Annotated in this window: 16 protein-coding genes; 9 read left to right on the plus strand and 7 right to left on the minus strand. The window is 37.8% G+C overall.

Going from position 1 to position 17,575, the window contains the following annotated elements:
- Positions 1-162 precede the first annotated feature (162 nt).
- The 4 genes from BALOs_RS09440 to BALOs_RS09455 all read left to right on the plus strand — a co-directional run bounded on the left by BALOs_RS09440 (position 163) and on the right by BALOs_RS09455 (position 2,422).
- The gene (locus BALOs_RS09440; RefSeq protein WP_115363339.1) at positions 163-555 is read left to right on the plus strand and encodes a nucleoside triphosphate pyrophosphohydrolase family protein; all 393 of its coding nucleotides are present in this window, start codon (positions 163-165) and stop codon (positions 553-555) included.
- Positions 555-1,583 carry an FAD:protein FMN transferase gene (locus tag BALOs_RS09445; RefSeq protein WP_120405021.1) on the plus strand — a complete coding sequence of 343 codons (1,029 nt, stop codon included), beginning with the start codon at positions 555-557 and terminating at the stop codon, positions 1,581-1,583. The genes BALOs_RS09440 and BALOs_RS09445 overlap by 1 nt, the downstream gene beginning before the upstream one ends.
- Before the next feature lie 22 nt (positions 1,584-1,605).
- The gene (gene nqrM, locus BALOs_RS09450) at positions 1,606-1,818 is read left to right on the plus strand and encodes a (Na+)-NQR maturation NqrM (protein WP_115363343.1); all 213 of its coding nucleotides are present in this window, start codon (positions 1,606-1,608) and stop codon (positions 1,816-1,818) included.
- 235 nt (positions 1,819-2,053) lie between these two features.
- Entirely contained in the window at positions 2,054-2,422 is a 369-nt protein-coding gene (locus BALOs_RS09455; RefSeq protein ID WP_115363345.1) for a hypothetical protein, read from the plus strand.
- On the opposite strand, the gene BALOs_RS09460 is transcribed toward BALOs_RS09455, so the two are convergent.
- Positions 2,423-3,055 carry a bifunctional 2-polyprenyl-6-hydroxyphenol methylase/3-demethylubiquinol 3-O-methyltransferase UbiG gene (locus tag BALOs_RS09460; protein WP_120405022.1) on the minus strand — a complete coding sequence of 211 codons (633 nt, stop codon included), beginning with the start codon at positions 3,053-3,055 and terminating at the stop codon, positions 2,423-2,425. It lies immediately after the preceding gene.
- A 3-nt stretch (positions 3,056-3,058) separates the two neighbouring features.
- Entirely contained in the window at positions 3,059-3,652 is a 594-nt protein-coding gene (locus BALOs_RS09465) for a YiiX/YebB-like N1pC/P60 family cysteine hydrolase (RefSeq protein WP_115363349.1), read from the minus strand.
- Positions 3,653-3,782: 130 nt separating this feature from the next.
- Here BALOs_RS09465 and BALOs_RS09470 point away from each other — a divergent pair, with 130 nt between their 5' ends.
- Positions 3,783-5,732 (plus strand): hypothetical protein, encoded by a 1,950-nt coding sequence (locus BALOs_RS09470; protein WP_120405023.1) that lies wholly within the window; start codon positions 3,783-3,785, stop codon positions 5,730-5,732.
- A 16-nt stretch (positions 5,733-5,748) separates the two neighbouring features.
- Positions 5,749-6,447: a M15 family metallopeptidase gene (locus BALOs_RS09475; RefSeq protein WP_115363353.1), complete on the plus strand. Its 699-nt coding sequence runs from the start codon at positions 5,749-5,751 to the stop codon at positions 6,445-6,447.
- Here the strand turns inward: BALOs_RS09475 and BALOs_RS09480 are convergent.
- A complete protein-coding gene (locus BALOs_RS09480; protein ID WP_120405024.1) occupies positions 6,444-6,722 on the minus strand; it encodes a hypothetical protein in 279 nt (92 codons plus the stop codon). The genes BALOs_RS09475 and BALOs_RS09480 overlap by 4 nt on opposite strands.
- A gap of 68 nt (positions 6,723-6,790) precedes the next feature.
- Positions 6,791-7,246, minus strand: coding sequence for a thioesterase family protein (locus BALOs_RS09485; RefSeq protein WP_120405025.1), 456 nt, complete (start codon positions 7,244-7,246; stop codon positions 6,791-6,793).
- A 234-nt stretch (positions 7,247-7,480) separates the two neighbouring features.
- Between BALOs_RS09485 and BALOs_RS15345 the strand changes: the two genes are divergently transcribed.
- From BALOs_RS15345 to BALOs_RS09500, 3 genes are all read left to right on the plus strand, one after another.
- The gene (locus tag BALOs_RS15345) at positions 7,481-9,742 is read left to right on the plus strand and encodes a hypothetical protein (protein WP_205570949.1); all 2,262 of its coding nucleotides are present in this window, start codon (positions 7,481-7,483) and stop codon (positions 9,740-9,742) included.
- Positions 9,743-9,953: 211 nt separating this feature from the next.
- Positions 9,954-11,177 (plus strand): tetratricopeptide repeat protein, encoded by a 1,224-nt coding sequence (locus BALOs_RS09495; RefSeq protein WP_120405026.1) that lies wholly within the window; start codon positions 9,954-9,956, stop codon positions 11,175-11,177.
- Between the two features lie 21 nt (positions 11,178-11,198).
- Positions 11,199-11,966 (plus strand): Nif3-like dinuclear metal center hexameric protein, encoded by a 768-nt coding sequence (locus BALOs_RS09500; protein ID WP_120405027.1) that lies wholly within the window; start codon positions 11,199-11,201, stop codon positions 11,964-11,966.
- A 1-nt stretch (position 11,967) separates the two neighbouring features.
- On the opposite strand, the gene BALOs_RS09505 is transcribed toward BALOs_RS09500, so the two are convergent.
- The 3 genes from BALOs_RS09505 to BALOs_RS09515 are packed head-to-tail and all read right to left on the minus strand — an operon-like array spanning position 11,968 to position 17,389.
- Positions 11,968-12,465, minus strand: a complete 498-nt coding sequence (locus BALOs_RS09505) for a PaaI family thioesterase (RefSeq protein WP_115363363.1) — start codon at positions 12,463-12,465, stop codon at positions 11,968-11,970.
- Positions 12,465-13,280, minus strand: a complete 816-nt coding sequence (locus BALOs_RS09510) for a pyrroline-5-carboxylate reductase (protein WP_120405028.1) — start codon at positions 13,278-13,280, stop codon at positions 12,465-12,467. The genes BALOs_RS09505 and BALOs_RS09510 overlap by 1 nt, the downstream gene beginning before the upstream one ends.
- The gene (locus BALOs_RS09515) at positions 13,280-17,389 is read right to left on the minus strand and encodes a proline dehydrogenase family protein (RefSeq protein ID WP_120405029.1); all 4,110 of its coding nucleotides are present in this window, start codon (positions 17,387-17,389) and stop codon (positions 13,280-13,282) included. The genes BALOs_RS09510 and BALOs_RS09515 overlap by 1 nt, the downstream gene beginning before the upstream one ends.
- Positions 17,390-17,575 lie beyond the last annotated feature (186 nt).

A 17,575-nucleotide genomic window follows, 5' to 3' on the forward strand; every position in this document is an offset into this window, starting at 1 on the left:
TTTACTGCTTTGCAGTTACTACAAATTAATAATTTAGGCGTCTTAATATACATTATATCTTAACAGTTCGTGAAGTTTTCTTTTTGCACAGGCAAGCTTTGACTAGATAAAAATTAAAGTGATAAAGTCGGCTTCACCACACAAAAAATAACAGGAGAATTTATGGACTCAAGAAAATATATGAGTGATGCAATCAGAACGGAATCAAGAGACTTTGATGCGATGAATACACGTCTTTTAGACGATGGAGTTAAAAGACTTCTTCACGCTGGAATTGGTATTTCAACAGAAGCAGGTGAATTCCTTGATGCTCTAAAGAAGCATATATTCTACGGTAAGGAACTTGACCGCGTTAATCTTGCGGAAGAGCTAGGAGATCTTTTCTGGTATATGGCAATTGTTGGTGATGAGCTAGGAATTAAGTTTGAAGACGTAATGGAGCGCAATATCACAAAACTTAAGGCGCGTTATGGTGAAAAGTTCAGTGAAGAAAAGGCCGACAAGCGCGATCTTGAAAGCGAAAGAAAAATTCTTGAGGGTCAGGCTTTTAACTAATGAAACTTAACAGAATCTTTATATTTAATTTGGCGATCTTTTTAATCGCCTTAACTACTTTCTCATCTTGTCAGAGCGATAAACTACAATTCTATCGCCTTTCTGGCCCAACTATGGGGACAATATACAACATAAAATTTATTGCACCACAGGGATACAATGAATTAAAGCTAAAAAAAGATGTTGAAATTCGTCTCGATGAAGTCAACAAGGCCATGAGTACATATATAAGCGACTCAGAGATCTCATTATTTAACAAAATGGGTAAAGATGAGAAATTCTTCCCTGGCAATGACTTTAAGAGAACTCTTGAGCATGCACTTGATGTAGCGGAAAAGACAGATGGTACTTTCGATCCAACAATAGGAACTCTTGTAAACCTTTGGGGTTTTGGTCCAAATGGGAAGAGAAAGATTCCATCACAGTCTGATGTACTAGCTGCAAAAGAGAAAGTTGGTTATGAGAAAATCAAACTAGATGGCAATACTCTTACGAAGTCTGTTGATGGAGTCTACTTAGACTTATCTGCTTCTGCCAAAGGTTACGGGGTTGATGCATTAATTGAGCTATTGAAATCTCAAGGAATACGAAATGCCTTAGTAGAAGTGGGAGGCGAAGTACGAACAATGGGAGAATCCCTTACAAGACCGTGGAAAATTGGAGTTGAGTCCCCTTCTAATAAAGACGGCAATCCCGTCGTTCGTGTCGTAACAATGAAAGACGTTGCTCTAGCGACTTCTGGTGATTATCGAAACTTTTTTAAAGAAGGTGGCAAACGCTATCAACATACGATCAACTTCAAATCTGGAGCACCTGTTGCATCACAACTTGCATCAGTGAGCGTTGTTTCAGAGACATGTATGGATGCAGATGCATGGGCCACGGCCTTAATGGCAATGGGTAAAGAGAAGGCCATTGCCTATGCTAAAAAAAATAAATTGAAAGCGTTCTTCATCTATCGTTCTGACGATGGTTCAGGAAAGTATTTAGAGACATCGACAGAGGAATTTGATAAGATAACCAAGTAAAACACTCTGATACGGAGACATTATGGATTCAAATATTAAGCTATTTTTCGTTACTTTTGCTGTCCTTGCTATCTCGATTACAGGAATGGCAGTAGGTGTCATCCTTTCAAATCGTAAGCTTCAAGGCTCTTGTGGTGGACTTGGAAAAATCATTGGTGAAGATTGCATGTTTTGTGAAAAAAAAGAAGAATGCAAAGAACACCCTGAAGAAGCGCAAGATTGCCTAAAGGCATAATCAAAATTCCTCAAATAGATTTCAAATAACAAAAAGGCTCCAAATTGGGGCCTTTTTACTATCCTATAGGGCCAAAAGGAACCCTTTAAGCACTTTTGCACCAGCGTAAGTAGTTGAATGTACGTGTTCAAACTTGGCACAGTTCATGCTTTTATATTGGCAACAAAGCTATTAAACAGGAAGTTTAAAGCTGACGGCTTCAGGAAGAGCGAACCATTAGGGAAAAGAGGCCAATATGAAAAGTACAATGAGGAGAGCACTTTACATCACTTTAGGATTAGTTATGTTATCAATAACAATCCAAGAAAGAGTTCACGCAAGAACAATGAAGAGAATCACGCCTGAGCAAGTACAAAAACTTGATCGTGGAATGGCAGTTGAGACTTACAGAGGAGAATTTCTCGATATCAGCTCAATCTCAAATATCCGCAAGACTTTTGGAAACTTAGCAGATCTTAAAGATGGTCGTGAGATCAGACTTAAGAACGGTGATACTTTAACAGCACAAGATATCAAATTTCTATATGTTGAAAGATTTGGTGGAGATGCACCAAAGAGAGGAAAGAAGTTAGAAATCGCAAGAACACCACATGACGAGGAGTAATCAATTATTTTTAATACAATTTGCTACGTCTTCCTTAGTAGCAATGACCAGTAAGACATCCGGGTCGCTCGAAAGAGCGGCCTTTCTTTTTTTATCTGCAATTATTTTACGTCCTGTAGGCATCATTAAATAAAGAATTCTAAATCCTTTATTAATAAATAGTCTTTCATATTCCATAAAATCTAATACAGTCACTTCCATATTCTCAAGTAACATCTTCTTATGTGAAACCATGGCCTCCATACAAAAGAGCCCGCCTACACTTAACTTTTGAAATACGTTTACTAAGTAATGAGAAATATCATCCTTAGATGAAAGATAATGAATATGATGAGAGTCTAAAATGAGATCAAACTCACCTTCTAATTCATTAAGTGAAAGACTTGATAAACATTTAAAGGTGCCTTGTGGAAAGTTTTGAGATGCCTTCTTAATCGCCTCTTGCGATCGGTCGATGCCCAAAGTTTCAAAGAATTCAAAAGAAGACAGTTGTAGACCTTGACCACAGCCTACTTCTAAAGCTCGATGAATATCAATTGAACTTAAATCAAGGGCCTTTGCCACAAGCTCTTGCAAGCTAGGTGCTAATTGAAAATGGTCACTATCTAAATGGGCCTTATTAAACTTATCCACACCTTAGTATAGCGGCCCCATCTCTACAAAGTCACTTGAGCGATAAAAATCATTTGGTGAAAGTCCAGGTTGTCCATGTGGAGGCTCATTTCCACCAAAGTAGCGGCGCCAACCATCTTCATTTACATCATAGCGCATCGGCTTTGGCGCAAAGTTCTCAATTGCATAAACACTTTTTAAAAGCTTATAGATAAATTCAGAGCAATAAAGCTTATCATCATCCCAAGTGTATTCATGGTCAAATGGCATATTTAAGAAATCATTTTGATAACTTTCTAGAAGAGCTCTTCTCTTTGTGAAGTTTATAAACTTAGGTCTTACAACTTGAACTGGCTTATTTGTATAGCGTAGAAATTTTGCAAGCGGCAGATGATGAACAATCCCAAGAGACTGGGCCACATATACTTTCGTTCCATATTTTAAAATAATACCAGAATGAGAAAATGGCCCATTGGTTTGTTTCTCAATTAACTCACAGCTGAAGCAGTCCATATCTAAAAGTAGGATATCTCCTGTTTTTAGCTCATCCATTGGTAGTGCCAATGTTTTAAGGCTAGCAAAAATCGACATTATCAGTATTAATCCAGCTGTCTTCATATCAAAACCTCTATCTTTTCAGATACTTAAAGTAGGTACTCCTCATTTCCCTACTATCATAAGACCAAGCTTTGCTGTTATACTACTTAAGTAACTAGATTTATACCCTAAAAAAAAGGGACAAGTAAAAATGAAAGGCATAATTCTAACGTTCATATTTTTAAGTTTCGCACTTGGGCACTTTGATATCTTTGCTTCCTCAAAGTCGTGCCCTACTGGACAAACATTCAATCGAACATTAAATCGCTGTATGTACACAGAAGGCTCAATCAAGAACCGAGATGAGTTCACGAAATGTGAAAAGATCGAAGGCAAGGCCCAAAGACAAGAGTGTATGAAGAATGCAGCAGATGAGCGCCAGGCCAAGGCCGTTGATGAATTAGCAGAGGACGGCTCTGCTAGAGTAACAGGCGGTGAAGCTGAAGACACTGGAGATGGAAACTTCCTCACTGGTTTTTCTGAAGCTTGGGGTATTGTTACGGCCGTAACATCTGCGACTGTCGCAATCGCAAACTCTGATTGGTTTAGTGAAGATAACAAACCAACAGATGCTGACTCAACAAAGAAGCCAGTAGAAGAACCAAAACAACCAGAGCAAGTTGCAGAAGGTGAACAGCAAAATCCACCCGATAAAAGTGAAACTCAAGAACAAACTGAAGAAAATAATGATACATGTAAGTCATGTCTCGTTCTAAGTGGTGTCTCACTTTATAGCTTCTATCAAACGAAAATGAATCAAGAAGATGTAAAGAAGAAAACAGATGAGATGAAAGCTGAATATGAAGAGATCTCTAGTAATGCTGAAACCATGAAGAATGCACAAATGGCCGCATACGATATGTTAGAAAAAGAGCAGCAATATGTTGCTGAAGTTTCGGCCAAGCAAGCAAAGCAATTTAAGACACTGGCCTTAGGGTATACAGCAGCAGCGGGTGTTGCTGTCATGGAGATGTGGAGCACAGGCTTTGCAGCGTGTGGCTCATTTAAGGATTCCTTTACTAAACTAGATTCCCTAGCGGGATGGAAAGGTGTTTTTAATAACCCATGTGGAGTTCTTGTAAGCTCTGCAGTGACTGTTCCATCAGCCCTCCTCGTCTCTTCACAGGCAAAGAAGAATAAACAAGATGCAGAATCAAATGTTGAACAAGTAAAGATCTTAAAAGAGAAGTACACGAAGTCCATTGCTTCATTCTGTCCAGATGGAAGAGATGATTTAAGTAACCCTCCTTGTTACTGTTATACTTCTGATGGAAATAGAAATCCAAATCGAGAAAAGTCTAATACATGTCAAGCATACTGGAATCGTTACTTTGGTAAGTTTGTGGCAACAAGTGATTCAAGTCGAGCTGCAAAAAGTAGCAATCCAGAAGGCTGTATTTTTAAAGACGGGAAATTTGACCGCGAATGTCAGTGTCGTAAGTTAAAAAATAATAAGGGTGAAAACGCTTGTATGACAGTTTCTGTATCACCTGGTTCCTTAAGTGGAGCACTTGGAGGACTTGATGCTTCAGAAGGTGTAAGAGTCGCAAATGAAGCTCTTCAAGGAAACGGTGGAACATACAATGCTAGCACTTCAGATAAAACAGCTGCTATGGCCGGAAAGACGATACAGGCATTAAAGAAGAAAATCGAAGGACCTTTTGCAAAATCAACAGGTGTTAGTCTTGATAAAGTCGCAGATAAAATAGCTAGAGACCTTGCAAAAAGTGGAAATAATAATGTTGCTATCTTTAATGGTGCCGGAGCAGGTGAACAATTTGCTCGTCTTAGGCCAACAGATTCATCATTTCAAAATGCGCTAACTAGTGTAGAGAAAAACTCTCCAGCAAAGAAGTCTCTTGTTGTGAGAAAACAAAATACGCGTCGATCAAATAAGAAAAGCACTGGTAGTAAGTGGAAGTTTAGTAATGACTCAAGCTCTGAAGTTTTAAGTTATGGACAAGGAGCTGGTGATGGCGATTCAAAGAAGCGCTATGATTACGGTGATAACGATATTATTAAAGACAAGTCCGTCTCAATTTTTAAAGTTATCTCACATCGCTATGTTCAGTCAGGACTAAAGAAATTATTTGAAGAATAGATAGATTAGGAAAACTATGAGTAATGTTAACAAGGAAGTTCTATTTGGTATGACCAAAGATCATCTTATCTTTGATGAATCAATTAAGCGCTACTTTCACAAAGACTCATATAATGACTTTCAAGAATTTAAGAAATACGCCCATGAAAATGGAATTGATTTTTATGTAACAAGCTCATTTCGCTCTTTTGAAGATCAATTAAGGATCTGGAACGAAAAGTGTGAAGGTAAAAGACCGATCTATAATCGTGAAGGTGTTGAGCTAGACGTTGAGAAATTATCTTCCCATGAAATTGTAAAAAGCATTATTAACTGGTCTGCCCTACCAGGAACTTCACGTCATCATTGGGGAACAGAGCTAGATGTCGTTGATGGAAATAGCTGGCCACAAGGTTATCATATCCAACTCATACCTTCTGAATTTGAAAAAGATGGGCCATTTTATGAATTTGGCCAATGGCTAAATAAGCAAATTGAAGAGCAAAAAAGCTATTCTTACTATAGGCCATATCTTGAGGATCTAGGAGGAGTTGCTCCTGAAGCATGGCATATTAGTTACGCTAAGATTTCCGCGAAATATCACAAGCAATATACATACGAAATTTTCTGTGAATTATTAGAGCATGAAAAGATGCGTGAGCTTACTTTCTTAGATGAAGTGAAAGCAAACTCACAGCATATATATGATCATTTCTTTAAAAAACTTTTGGCCTAATCAAGGCAATTTAATTCTTCAACGTAGAAGCTATTATAACCTTCAACATCATTTGAAGTAACCTGAGTTAATTCATATTCTCCGTTAGAACATTCTTTAAGGTAATTTCCTTGTTTAAAGTCTACAACAAGAGTTTCATCCTGAGTCTTGATAACTTTAATAGGAATCGCTGTTCCAAGCATTCCAACCTTAACTTCTTTAAGCTCACCTTGAACTGAAAAAGCTTGTGCACTAAGTGCAATAAATAGAACTGATAATACTGCTAAAATCTTCATACTGGCTCCCTAAATAGTTTTAAACTATTTATCATAATTGAGCTTCTAGCATGAGTTTTGAGTAAAACTTACAAACTTTTCTTTTTTAAGCCAATTGCATCTAACCATTCACTATTAGCAGCGATAAGCTTTCTTGCCTTAAGATCAAAAAGCCCTACATCCATAGTAATCGTATTATAGACTTTACCATCATGATCACGCATTTCTTGCTGAATCGTTAAAACCTTTGGATTTTTAATTTCGATAATCTTCGTATGAATCTTTATTGGCTGTCTTAATGTTAGCTCGGCCTTGTATTTGATATTGATCTCAATAATAACAGGGCCTCGTTTTTCTTTCATGATACGGCCAACACCCCAATTATTCTTAGTGATCATCTCCCATCGTGCCTGCTCATAAACTTCTAAATATGTGGCATTATTCATATGCCCTAAAAAATCTAAATGAGTCTCTTGCACAATAAAATCAAAGACAGATTCTTCCACATCGTAATTTTCAATATTTACATCAAATTGTTCACTCATATTTAGCACCTCTAACTTACTGAAATCTTAAAGTTGGCCATTTAACTTGGCAAGTGGCCAAAGGCTATTTTACCTCTTGCTCAACTATAAATGAACAGGTTTTTAAGTACTTAAGTAATGCAACACCCCTCAAGAGGCCAAAACATGCTTAAATACTCAACTTTTAACAATAATTAACCGATTAGAACTTATAATTTAAGTAAGGATAACTTAACTTTCGAGATAACTATGAACATGAAAAAACTATTCGACACTGCAAAAGTATCATTCTATCTACTGCCAATACTTTGGTTATTGAATAATACCGTATATGCAAATCTAGGCAGTATAGACTGTTATAATAATAGTGGTCAAAAAGTTGAAATAGATCCTCCCATACAATTCAATCAAGCTAGTTGCAAGCAACGCGGTGGAAATCTCGCACGAACAACACTCGCTGGTACTGGTGAAACAGTATTAGTTCGCTTAACTCCTGATGAAATTGAACAACAAGGTCTATCATCCAAAGCACCTATTGAAGGCGTAGTAGATGGACCACAAGGTGACGATAATAATGTGACAGTCACAAGAACAGAAACGACAACTTGTACAGGATCATTGGCTTCATGTAATACAGCGTTTGATATAGCAGGAACAGCTGAGGCTGCAGGACAAAGTGCTGCAAGAGGAGCAGCAAGAGCGGCAAGAGAAGAAGCGGCAGGTAGTGATGATAATAAGACCGTTTGGAATACATGCTACTCGACAGCTAATGGGGAGACATTAACCCCTGATAAGTTTAAAGAATGCGCAAATAGCGCTTGGGATGATTTAGTTATTTCAAATATCTCAAGCGATGATGTCGCTTATCGTGGTTCAAGTGCTGCAAGAGAGTGTCAGGCAGTCTTTGCAAAGGCTGCAAATGGAACTGATTGGAAAGATATTTCAAAGGATATCTACTCTAATGGAAGTGCAGATCTAGACTATAATAAGGCCGTAGCAATTTTTACAGTACGTCTTCATGGCGACTCTAAAAGAGGTCAGGAAATTCCTTCTGTGACAGTTTCAAAAGCAGCAAAGAAAGTTGCAGCTTGTTCTCAACTAGCAGCAGTCTTTGGTGAAAATTTTAAAGAAGGACGAGAACAAGAAGATCCATATATTAATCCTGAAAAATTAACATCAATGGATGGCAAGATCACTTGTAACCTAACAGGACTAGAAACACTTGATTATGACGAGTGTTCAGCTCTTATCGTAGCTCATAATAGTGCGGAAATAGGAACAGCTGCAAATAATACATTCCAACAATATGAGGCCCAATCACTTCGTAGTGAGCAGCAGCAAAAGCTTATGAATATGGACCCTAATTCAAATGTGACAACCGAAGCGCTTAAAACACAAAAAGATAACCTTGCCACTCAACAAGATATGGCAGAAAACAGACGTGCCATTCAAGCAGCAAGGCTAGCGGCCATCGCTGGTTTCTCAGCGGCCATCCCAACAGTTGATGACTTCTTAGATAATCCAGCATTTTGTGAAAATCCAGTAGATGGTGCAATAAAAATGTTCGATGAAAATGTAAAAACATTAGCTGGACGCCCAGAAGGTGGAAAAACTCTTTGTCGAAATCTACTGGATGGATCAAGATTTAATTACTTTAGAAATGGAAATGCAAAGAGAGCTGGGAATAAGATCGCAGCAGAAGCAGGTGTTGAAGTAGCGGCAGAGACCATGGCCGTTTCTCAACTTGGAAAACAAAAGAAAATGATTGATGGAGCGATTGGAAAAATCGAAGGGATGAACACTCTTGAACTACCAGAAGACTTTTATCAAAATGAAGATGTTTATATGCAATTTTGTACAGCAAACCCGACTCACCCAGATTGCCAGACAGGATTTGGTGCAGCTGTAAATGTCCCAAGTTTTGGCGACTATAATGTTGGAGGCTTTGGAACAAACCAAGCTTACCAGCCTACAGATACAACAGAATCAACTGGTTCGGCAGCTTCAACAACTTCAGACCCAACTGCCGCTAATGTTGATACATCAACAGCGGTAACAAAGTCATCTCCAAGCGGAGGACTTAAGGGAAGATTTGGTTCTGGTGCAACTGTTACAGAAGGTGGAGGCCTAGCACAAGGTGCCGGTGGTGGTGGAAGTAACCCTGGTGGCGGCGGAGGCGGCGGAGGCTCCTCAGCAGGCGGTGGCGGTGAACCACAAGCCGGAGCGACAGCAGCTTCAGGTGGAACCAAAGGTCTAAGCTATATCGGTGGACGTGGACCAAGTTTTGTTGGTGGACGTGGAATCGCAAGTAGAAGAAAGAACACAAAGAATGATGCAAATCCATTTAAGAATATGTTCGATAAAAATAAGAACCGTAACCTAAGTTCACTTAACTTTAAAGGTAAGGCGGCCATTGGTTCAAAGTCAGGAAATCTCTTCCAAAGAATTTCATCTGCCTATGATAAGGCCAATAATAAAGGAAACCTTTTAAAGTACGAAACAAAATCAATTGAATAGAAGCTAAAGTACGAACAAATACATCAAAAGTTTAAACACTGGGGCCAGATAATTTGGCCCCATTCTAGTTCTAGCCTAATAAAATCAATTACTTAAAAAGAAGAAAATTGGCACGTAACGTGTATGTGTATAAAGTAACTAAATGAGCGAGCACGATGCGTCGCAACGTAGACATAATGATGCCGAAAGTGCATATTTCAAGGACTGAGATATGAAAAAATCAAGGGAAGATATGACAAGTGTTCAAGAGATCCTGTTAAGTGAACTAACACAAGCAAGAAGTTACGTAGAAAGAATCCTTCACGCAGTATGTGAATTGAGTGACACTCACCTAACGCCTAAAGCTAGAGTAGTTATTCAAGAATTTAGCGCTGAATATGAGAAATTAGTTTGTGAACTAATTATTCCAAGTCACTTTGGAGAACTAAATCTCATTCACCAAGATAACTTCCGCCAAGGAAGAGAAAATCTTAGAATAATGAATAACTTTATTGAAAGCTTTGTTGCTCTTGGGCCAAAGAATGATGAAGAAGTTGTTGGTACAATCACAAGATTAATTAATCTCGTTTATAAGTACACGAGAGAATTACACCTCGTTCTTATTGAAAAATCATCACTTGATGTGGCCACTCCTCGTATGGGTCTACTTAAGGCAATTGATATCAAAGAAAAGAAAGAAGTCATCAAACCACATGCAGTTATCAAGAAAGGTCCTTTTACTTTGATTGAAGGCGGACGTGTTGATGAGATTGACGAAGATGAGTTTGAAGATGAGGCCAGCCTTAATCCTCCACTCTACTTTCTTGAAACATTAGAAATTTTAAATCTTGCACATGCTAAGACTGCGCCAATACTTGGAATGAATGCAAAAAGAGAAGAGAAATATGAACAAAATATTTCACAAGCTCACGTTCTAGTATCTAAGAAAGATCTGGCCGGCGCCCTAGAGTTATTTGAAAAGGCACGTGGCCATAAAGAGACGGCAGAAGTCTTAACACTGATGGCCTGGGTAAACTCTCAAATGGGAAATAACGAAGAAGCAAAATCTCTTTGCTTAAAGGCCATTGAGATCGATCCTGAATATGGTGCTCCATACAACGATCTAGGAACCCTACTTTTAAATGAAGGTCATATCAATGAATCAATCAAATGGTATGAACTTGCTAAGAAGGCCCCTAAATATACAAATCGCGAATACCCGTACATCAATGCTGGTCGCGCATATATGCAACTTAATAACTTCGACAAAGCAATGGAAGAGTTTGAAGTTGCTCTTAAATTAGTTCCTGAAAATCAAGAACTTCGCCACACTGTTAGTAAAATTCGAGCTTCAGTACTAAAAGAAGAAGATAATACGACAAAGCGCGGCTTCCAAAAGTTCAAAGTTGATTTCTCTGATAACCAAGGCGATAATGATAACCAACCAACACAATAATTAAAGGTATGGATATCATTTATGGCAAAAGTTTCAGCACGTGAGCTAGCAAAGTTTTTAAATAATCATTTAAATATTTATGATTACCAAGACTATGGACCAAATGGCCTTCAAATTGAAGGTAGTTCTGAGATTTCAAAAATTGCATTTGCTGTATCAGCACAACGTGACTCAATTGAAAAAGCAGTAGAAATGGGAGCAAATGCAATGATTGTTCACCATGGACTATTCTGGAAATTTCATGGAGTAAGAACCGTTACAGGAAGCTTTGCTAAAAGAGTTAAACCTCTTATTAAAAATGATATTAATCTATTTGGTTACCACTTACCTCTTGATGCACATATTGAGGATGGTAATGCTGCTGGAATAGCAAAGAGGCTTGGTCTAAAGGACTTAGCACCATACGGGGATCACAAAGGAATGCCTACAGGTCTTCAAGGAAGGTTTGAAAGACCACTTAGTCCAAGCGAGCTAAAAGACCTCCTAAAAAATATATTAAATCACGATATCATTCATAGTGAACCAAATGATGAAAAGATTTCATCGATGGGAATCATCACAGGTGGAGCTAACTCAGATTGGCGCTACTGTGTTCGCGAAGGGCTAGATGCCTATCTTACGGGAGAAATGAGTGAGCACGACTGGCATGAATCCAGAGAAGAAGGAATCCACTTCTTTGCAGGAGGGCATAATGCGACAGAAAGATTTGGTGTCCTTGCGCTTAAAGATTTGATTGAAGAAAAGTACGGGATTGAGTGCGTCTTCATCGACTCACCCAACCCAGCCTAGCTTATTTCTTAGACTTTCTTTTAAGAGAGAGAGTAATTGTAAATTCAGCAACTGGCTCATCATCAACATCTGGACAAGTTGCTGTGATCTTAAGAGGAAGATTATGTCTTTCGTCACTTGCTAGAACCATATCAACGAATTCGTCGATTTCCTTACCTTGCTTACAAGTAAAGACAGTATCCCCTTCAGCACGTTTTAGAAATTCCGCATGGAAATCTTTAAAAGCAAGAGAGACTCTCTTTCCTTTATCCATCGTTTTCTTCATTGCTGCAAATCCGCCTGCTAAATCAGCTCCACAAGCAAGAGCACCAAAGTACATACTATTTAGATGGTTCTTTGATCTTCTCGATAATGGAATCTTGATGGCAGTAACTTCTTCGCTTAATTCTATTACAGTCGGCCTTAACCAAAAGATCATTGGAACTTTTGTAAGACCAAAAAGACGCACAAAAGCAGTATTTCTTAAGCCTTCGGGAAGCTTATCTAGAACTTTCTTCATTACTTATTTCCCTTTAATTCAAGCGTTCTTTGATAAGCACGCTCCATTGCAATATTAAATATTTTTTCTAAATTTGATTCTTTTAAAGATTCCAAGGCCTCAAATGTAACACCTTTTTTTGATGTAACGTTTTCACGAAGTTCTTGAGCATCGTCATTTTGTACTAGCATTTTCCCAGCACCTTCTATTGTACCGGCAATCATTTGGTGTGCAAGCTTCTTATCAATTCCTCTTCTTTCAAGATCAGAAATTAGAATACGAGCTATTTCAAAAAAATATGCAGGACCAGAACCAGAAAAAGGAGTGATTATATCGATATCATCTTCTTTCTCAAAGACAGTATTGATTCCTTTTGTATTAAAGGCATCCCAGAAGTACTTCCATTTATCCTGATGAACTCTTTTAGACTTATAAAGAGCATTTACACCTAGACCAACTTGAGCAGGAGTATTAGGCATTATTCTAATAACTTCCTCACTTCCAAGAGCAGAAGCTAGTGATGCACTATCAACACCCGCAAGAAGAGAAACAATTGTAAGGTATGGATGAGATAAGAATTCAACCTCTTTTGCAACTTCTATTAATTGTTGTGGCTTAAATCCACACCAAATGAAGTCGATATGTTGATTTCTTAAGTCCTCTAAACTTTCAATCCAGCTTACATCAAAGTCCTCGGCGAATTTCTTGGCCTTTGTCCCAGAAGGAGTAAACACAAAGAACTCACTCTCATCACTTTCTTTAGCAACTGCAATAAAGTTAGGTAAAAGCGCACGGACCATATTCCCTGCGCCTAAAATAAGATGTCGATAGGCCATTACTGATCTAACTCCATCGGTGCACCATGCCTCATGATATTTACAGCGTAACTTCTTTCACATGAGAAAAGGTGGAAGAGATCAAAGTAAGAACAATTGATAAAATCTTCAAGAGGAGTAATGAAAGTCGTCATTACAGATTGCCCATTATACTCACCTTGAATCTTATTGAACTCTCTAATATTCTCCTCATCTCCATCACAAATCACAACATCAAAATTCTCTTTTAGAAGCTCATGCATTTTATCTTTGTTTACAAAGTAACAATCAATATTCTTCTTAGAGAAACGATTCTTCTTTAAAATATCAATAAGGAAGTTCCACCATTGATAAGATGCTTTATTAGAGCAAAGAACTGTCACACCTGTTCCTGCCGCTAAAGACATTAGAACAGCAAAGAATGTCTGCATATTAATATCTTTATTTAAACTTAAATAGAGTGCGCGGTCTTTATTAGCATCAAATACAGAGTAGTTAATCTGACCAGGAATATAGCGGTTATTTCGGCCATGATTTAAAAGCTCAAGGTATTCTACTTCAAACCATTTTTTTAATTCAATAATATTATGTCTTTGACCACCAAATGTTCCAGGAAAGAGAGGACCAAAATTCCCAAGGATTTCATCAATAGCACCTAGAATCTTTTCACGTCTAATGAAGTGATCTGATCGAGATGAGCGAGAGATCACAGGAGAATCGTTTCCACCTTCTTCATAGAAAGACTCAGAAATATCCTCATCACTTGGCCTTACAAATAGGCTTCTTAGATAATCTTCACCACCGGCCTTTGGACCTGTACCAGACATCTTAAATCCACCAAATGGCTCAATCGCAACTCGAGCACCAGTGATACCACGGTTGATATAATTACTCCCCACAAGCATCTCTTTTGAAAGATAATCAATATCATCTTGAGATTGAGAGAAAATCCCACCAGTTAATCCGTATTCAACACTATTGAATAACTCTAATGCATCGTCATGATCATCATAAGGAAGAATGTGTACAACTGGTGCAAATAATTCTCGACATGCAAAGCTTTCAGGATCATAGGCGCGAGACTTTGGAAGTTCAATAACAGTTGGTCCAACGCAATAACCTGGAAGATCTTCCTCACTACGATTTACGTGAACTTTACCACCATACTTATGAGCTTCTTCACATGCTTGTTTCACTTGAGCGATTAAACGGTCTTTTTCTTCTTGGCTTACGAGTGGATTAATATAACTTGCAAAGTCCGTTGCTGGCCCGACATTAATATCAAGTGCAGCCTGTTTTAACCTTGCAATGAGTTTATCTTTAACTTCACGGTCAACAAGAACTCGTGATGCCGCCGAACATTTTTGTCCAGCGTGTGCAAATGCCGAGTAGAGAATTCCATCAACTGTTTCATCAAGTTCAGCGTTATTCGTTACAATTACAGCATTCTTTCCACCCATCTCAGTGATCACTTTAACTGGATAAGTCTTTTGTGTTTCGCGATTATGATATAAACGTTGACTACAAACTTTTGCAATATGAACCCCTACTGGTTTTGAACCAGTAAAGATAACACCTGCAATACGCTCATCTTCAACAAGTTTTTGTCCAACAGTCTCACCAACACCAGGAAGATGAATAAGAGCATCTTTTGGAACACCTACTTCATGGAATAGATTAACTAGCTCACATGTAATAAGTGGAGTTTGTTCTGCAGGTTTTAAGATAACACTTGAACCTGTTAGAAGTGCTGATGCAGTCATTCCACATGGGATGGCCATTGGAAAATTCCAAGGCGCGATAATAGCAAATGGACCTCGAGCATCGATGTCTCGACTTGGGCCAACTTCTTGTAAACGGCGAATATAATAATTTAAAAAATCAATTGCTTCATCGACATCTGCAAGTGCCTCACTAATGGCCTTACCAGACTCATGCATAATAAGTGCAGAATAGTAATTTCTACGCATATACATAATCTCAGCAGCATGGGCCATGATACTTGCACGTTTCTGCCAAGAGTAACTCGACCACTCTCCATCATAGAATGATTTATCAACTGTATCTAACGCTTTTTGCGCATCATCAAGTGTAGCAAAAGTAATTTTACCTACGACAGATTTTCCATCTGAAGGAGAAAGTACATTTTCAACGTCACCACTTAGTTTGAAATCACTTTCATAATCTTTACCTAATTCAAACTTTTCAAAGTCTCTTCTAAAGTACTTCAATTCTTTTTCGAGATAAGTTTTCAGTGGTGGACAATTAGAAAAATCACCAAAGATATTTGTGATTGTTGAGTCAAGATTTAGAAGCCCTTCCTCGTGGTGTTTAGCATAAATATCATTTGGTGCCATAAGTTTTGCATTCTTCTTATGACTTCTCATAATTGTAAGAACACCAACTTGAGATGAGTTCTCCATAATACGACGAACGAGATATGCCATACCAACAATTAATGAACCGATAGGTACATAATTTCTGACTGCCCATCCCATTTTGGCCATGGCCGTAGATAAGGCCTCATATGTCATATGTAGACACTGGTGTTCGATTTCATCGATATCACTATATTTAGTCTCTCTAAGAGCACTTGCAAAAGCGTGATCAGAGAAGTTGTGAGAGGCAAGACATAATTTAATATGTGGAAAGGCCTTAAATGTCTCATCGATCATTTGTCTAAAGTTAATATCTGTTTCTTCTTTATTTAAAAACTCAGGAGCATTGTGAGCATGAGCTTCGGCCTCAACTGTTTCAGCATCCCAATAAGCACCTTTTACAAGACGTATTGGCATATTATGTCCACGCTGTTTTGCTAGATCAATAATGTCTTGTAGATGCTCGTAGCAGTCACGAAGGTAGGCTTGAACAACAATACCAGTATCTGCATAATCTTTTAACTCAGGAGTATCAAGAAGCGCCTTTTTATAAACCTCAAAAACTATATCACGGTAGTGATAGTGTTCGGCATCGATATTGATAAAAACCTGTTGCTCCATCCCTGCTTTTAAGATCTTGATAAGTCTTGGAGCAACTAAACTATATGTATAATTAAAAGCTTCTGGCCTAAAGTCAGAACAAAGAGCTGAAACTTTAATCGATACGTGGGCACGAAGAATTCCTGCCTTATTTCTACGACCTGGAGAGATATGCATACTAAAACCATTAACTAGCTTTAGAACTTCATTCATATAATTATCAGCTTCTTCTTCTGATACAACTAACTCACCTAACTGATCCAAGGTTACATCACGACCAGACTTAAAGATCGTCGAGAAATTCTTTTGGGCAGTTTCAATTGTCTCACCTGCAATAAATCTTCTTGCCATAAATCGAACTTTAAAACGAACAATGGCAGCAAGTGGTTTTGCTGGAAAGACTTTTACAATTAATAAAGTAAAGTAGAAAAGAAGAACTAATTGAGAAGGAAGAGGTTGTCTATCCCCTTTTAGGCCAAGTTCTTCAGCTTTCTTAGAATCGACAATAAGGCGTCTTAACGCTTCTTTTAAAGTCCTCTTAACTTCTGTTCCTTCATCATCGTGATCAAGAGAAGGAAGAATTGCCAAGAACTTAAGTAAGTGAATTCTTAGAAGAGCATAATTGGCCGTAAGACCTAAAGCAAAGTCAGAGATTTTTTCAAAAAAGACAGGAGAATATCCATTGATATATACTAAAAGCTTTTTTGTAATCGTCTCAGTCATTTTTGAAACTTCTTCAGTATCAATTTGAGCGTGTGTATCTAAGTTATAACGTTTTGTAATGATACGACTAACACCAGGGAAGTCGCCAATTCGAACCTTCATAACCTTCGTTACATGATTCTTAAATGCTTTATAGGCTTTATTCTTTTCTCCGTTGAAATTATCAAGAAGAAAAATTTCATTTGCCATCTTAACATTACAAAGTCTTAGAACCTTATCTTTATTATCAACACCTAAAAGGAATTGTGTTCCTTCTAGAGCAATTTGAAATTTGAATGAACTATCAAAAGAAGTCCAAAAGACTAATTCTTTTTTTACTTCTTCTTTTAGATTGTTCTCTTCATCGAGAATAAGTGATGAGAAATGTTCATAAAAATCGAGTCTAAAACTCTCATCTAAATTGATCTGTTTAATAACAGGTAGCTTCACATTAACTCCCTTAAAAATTATAAAAATTTGGCAACTTGATCCTTTCTCTTAGAATCAAGATAGCCGATTTATTTTGTCATTTAACTTCCAAAGGGTATAATAAAACAAAGTAGATATTAAAAAAACATATTTACGTAGTGTCACAGAGCACAAAAATAACTAAATATTACTTTTGATAATAGTCTA

It is taken from the genome of Halobacteriovorax sp. BALOs_7, assembly GCF_003612895.1.
Taxonomy (GTDB): domain Bacteria; phylum Bdellovibrionota; class Bacteriovoracia; order Bacteriovoracales; family Bacteriovoracaceae; genus Halobacteriovorax_A; species Halobacteriovorax_A vibrionivorans.

Coding starts and splice junctions, on each gene's coding strand:
- BALOs_RS09440 (WP_115363339.1), top strand. CDS start 163: ATGGACTCAAGAAAATATATGAGTGATGCAATCAGAACGGAATCAAGA.
- BALOs_RS09445 (WP_120405021.1), top strand. CDS start 555: ATGAAACTTAACAGAATCTTTATATTTAATTTGGCGATCTTTTTAATC.
- nqrM (WP_115363343.1), top strand. CDS start 1,606: ATGGATTCAAATATTAAGCTATTTTTCGTTACTTTTGCTGTCCTTGCT.
- BALOs_RS09455 (WP_115363345.1), top strand. CDS start 2,054: ATGAAAAGTACAATGAGGAGAGCACTTTACATCACTTTAGGATTAGTT.
- BALOs_RS09465 (WP_115363349.1), bottom strand. CDS start 3,652: ATGAAGACAGCTGGATTAATACTGATAATGTCGATTTTTGCTAGCCTT.
- BALOs_RS09470 (WP_120405023.1), top strand. CDS start 3,783: ATGAAAGGCATAATTCTAACGTTCATATTTTTAAGTTTCGCACTTGGG.
- BALOs_RS09475 (WP_115363353.1), top strand. CDS start 5,749: ATGAGTAATGTTAACAAGGAAGTTCTATTTGGTATGACCAAAGATCAT.
- BALOs_RS09480 (WP_120405024.1), bottom strand. CDS start 6,722: ATGAAGATTTTAGCAGTATTATCAGTTCTATTTATTGCACTTAGTGCA.
- BALOs_RS09485 (WP_120405025.1), bottom strand. CDS start 7,246: ATGAGTGAACAATTTGATGTAAATATTGAAAATTACGATGTGGAAGAA.
- BALOs_RS15345 (WP_205570949.1), top strand. CDS start 7,481: ATGAAAAAACTATTCGACACTGCAAAAGTATCATTCTATCTACTGCCA.
- BALOs_RS09495 (WP_120405026.1), top strand. CDS start 9,954: ATGAAAAAATCAAGGGAAGATATGACAAGTGTTCAAGAGATCCTGTTA.
- BALOs_RS09500 (WP_120405027.1), top strand. CDS start 11,199: ATGGCAAAAGTTTCAGCACGTGAGCTAGCAAAGTTTTTAAATAATCAT.
- BALOs_RS09505 (WP_115363363.1), bottom strand. CDS start 12,465: ATGAAGAAAGTTCTAGATAAGCTTCCCGAAGGCTTAAGAAATACTGCT.
- BALOs_RS09510 (WP_120405028.1), bottom strand. CDS start 13,280: ATGGCCTATCGACATCTTATTTTAGGCGCAGGGAATATGGTCCGTGCG.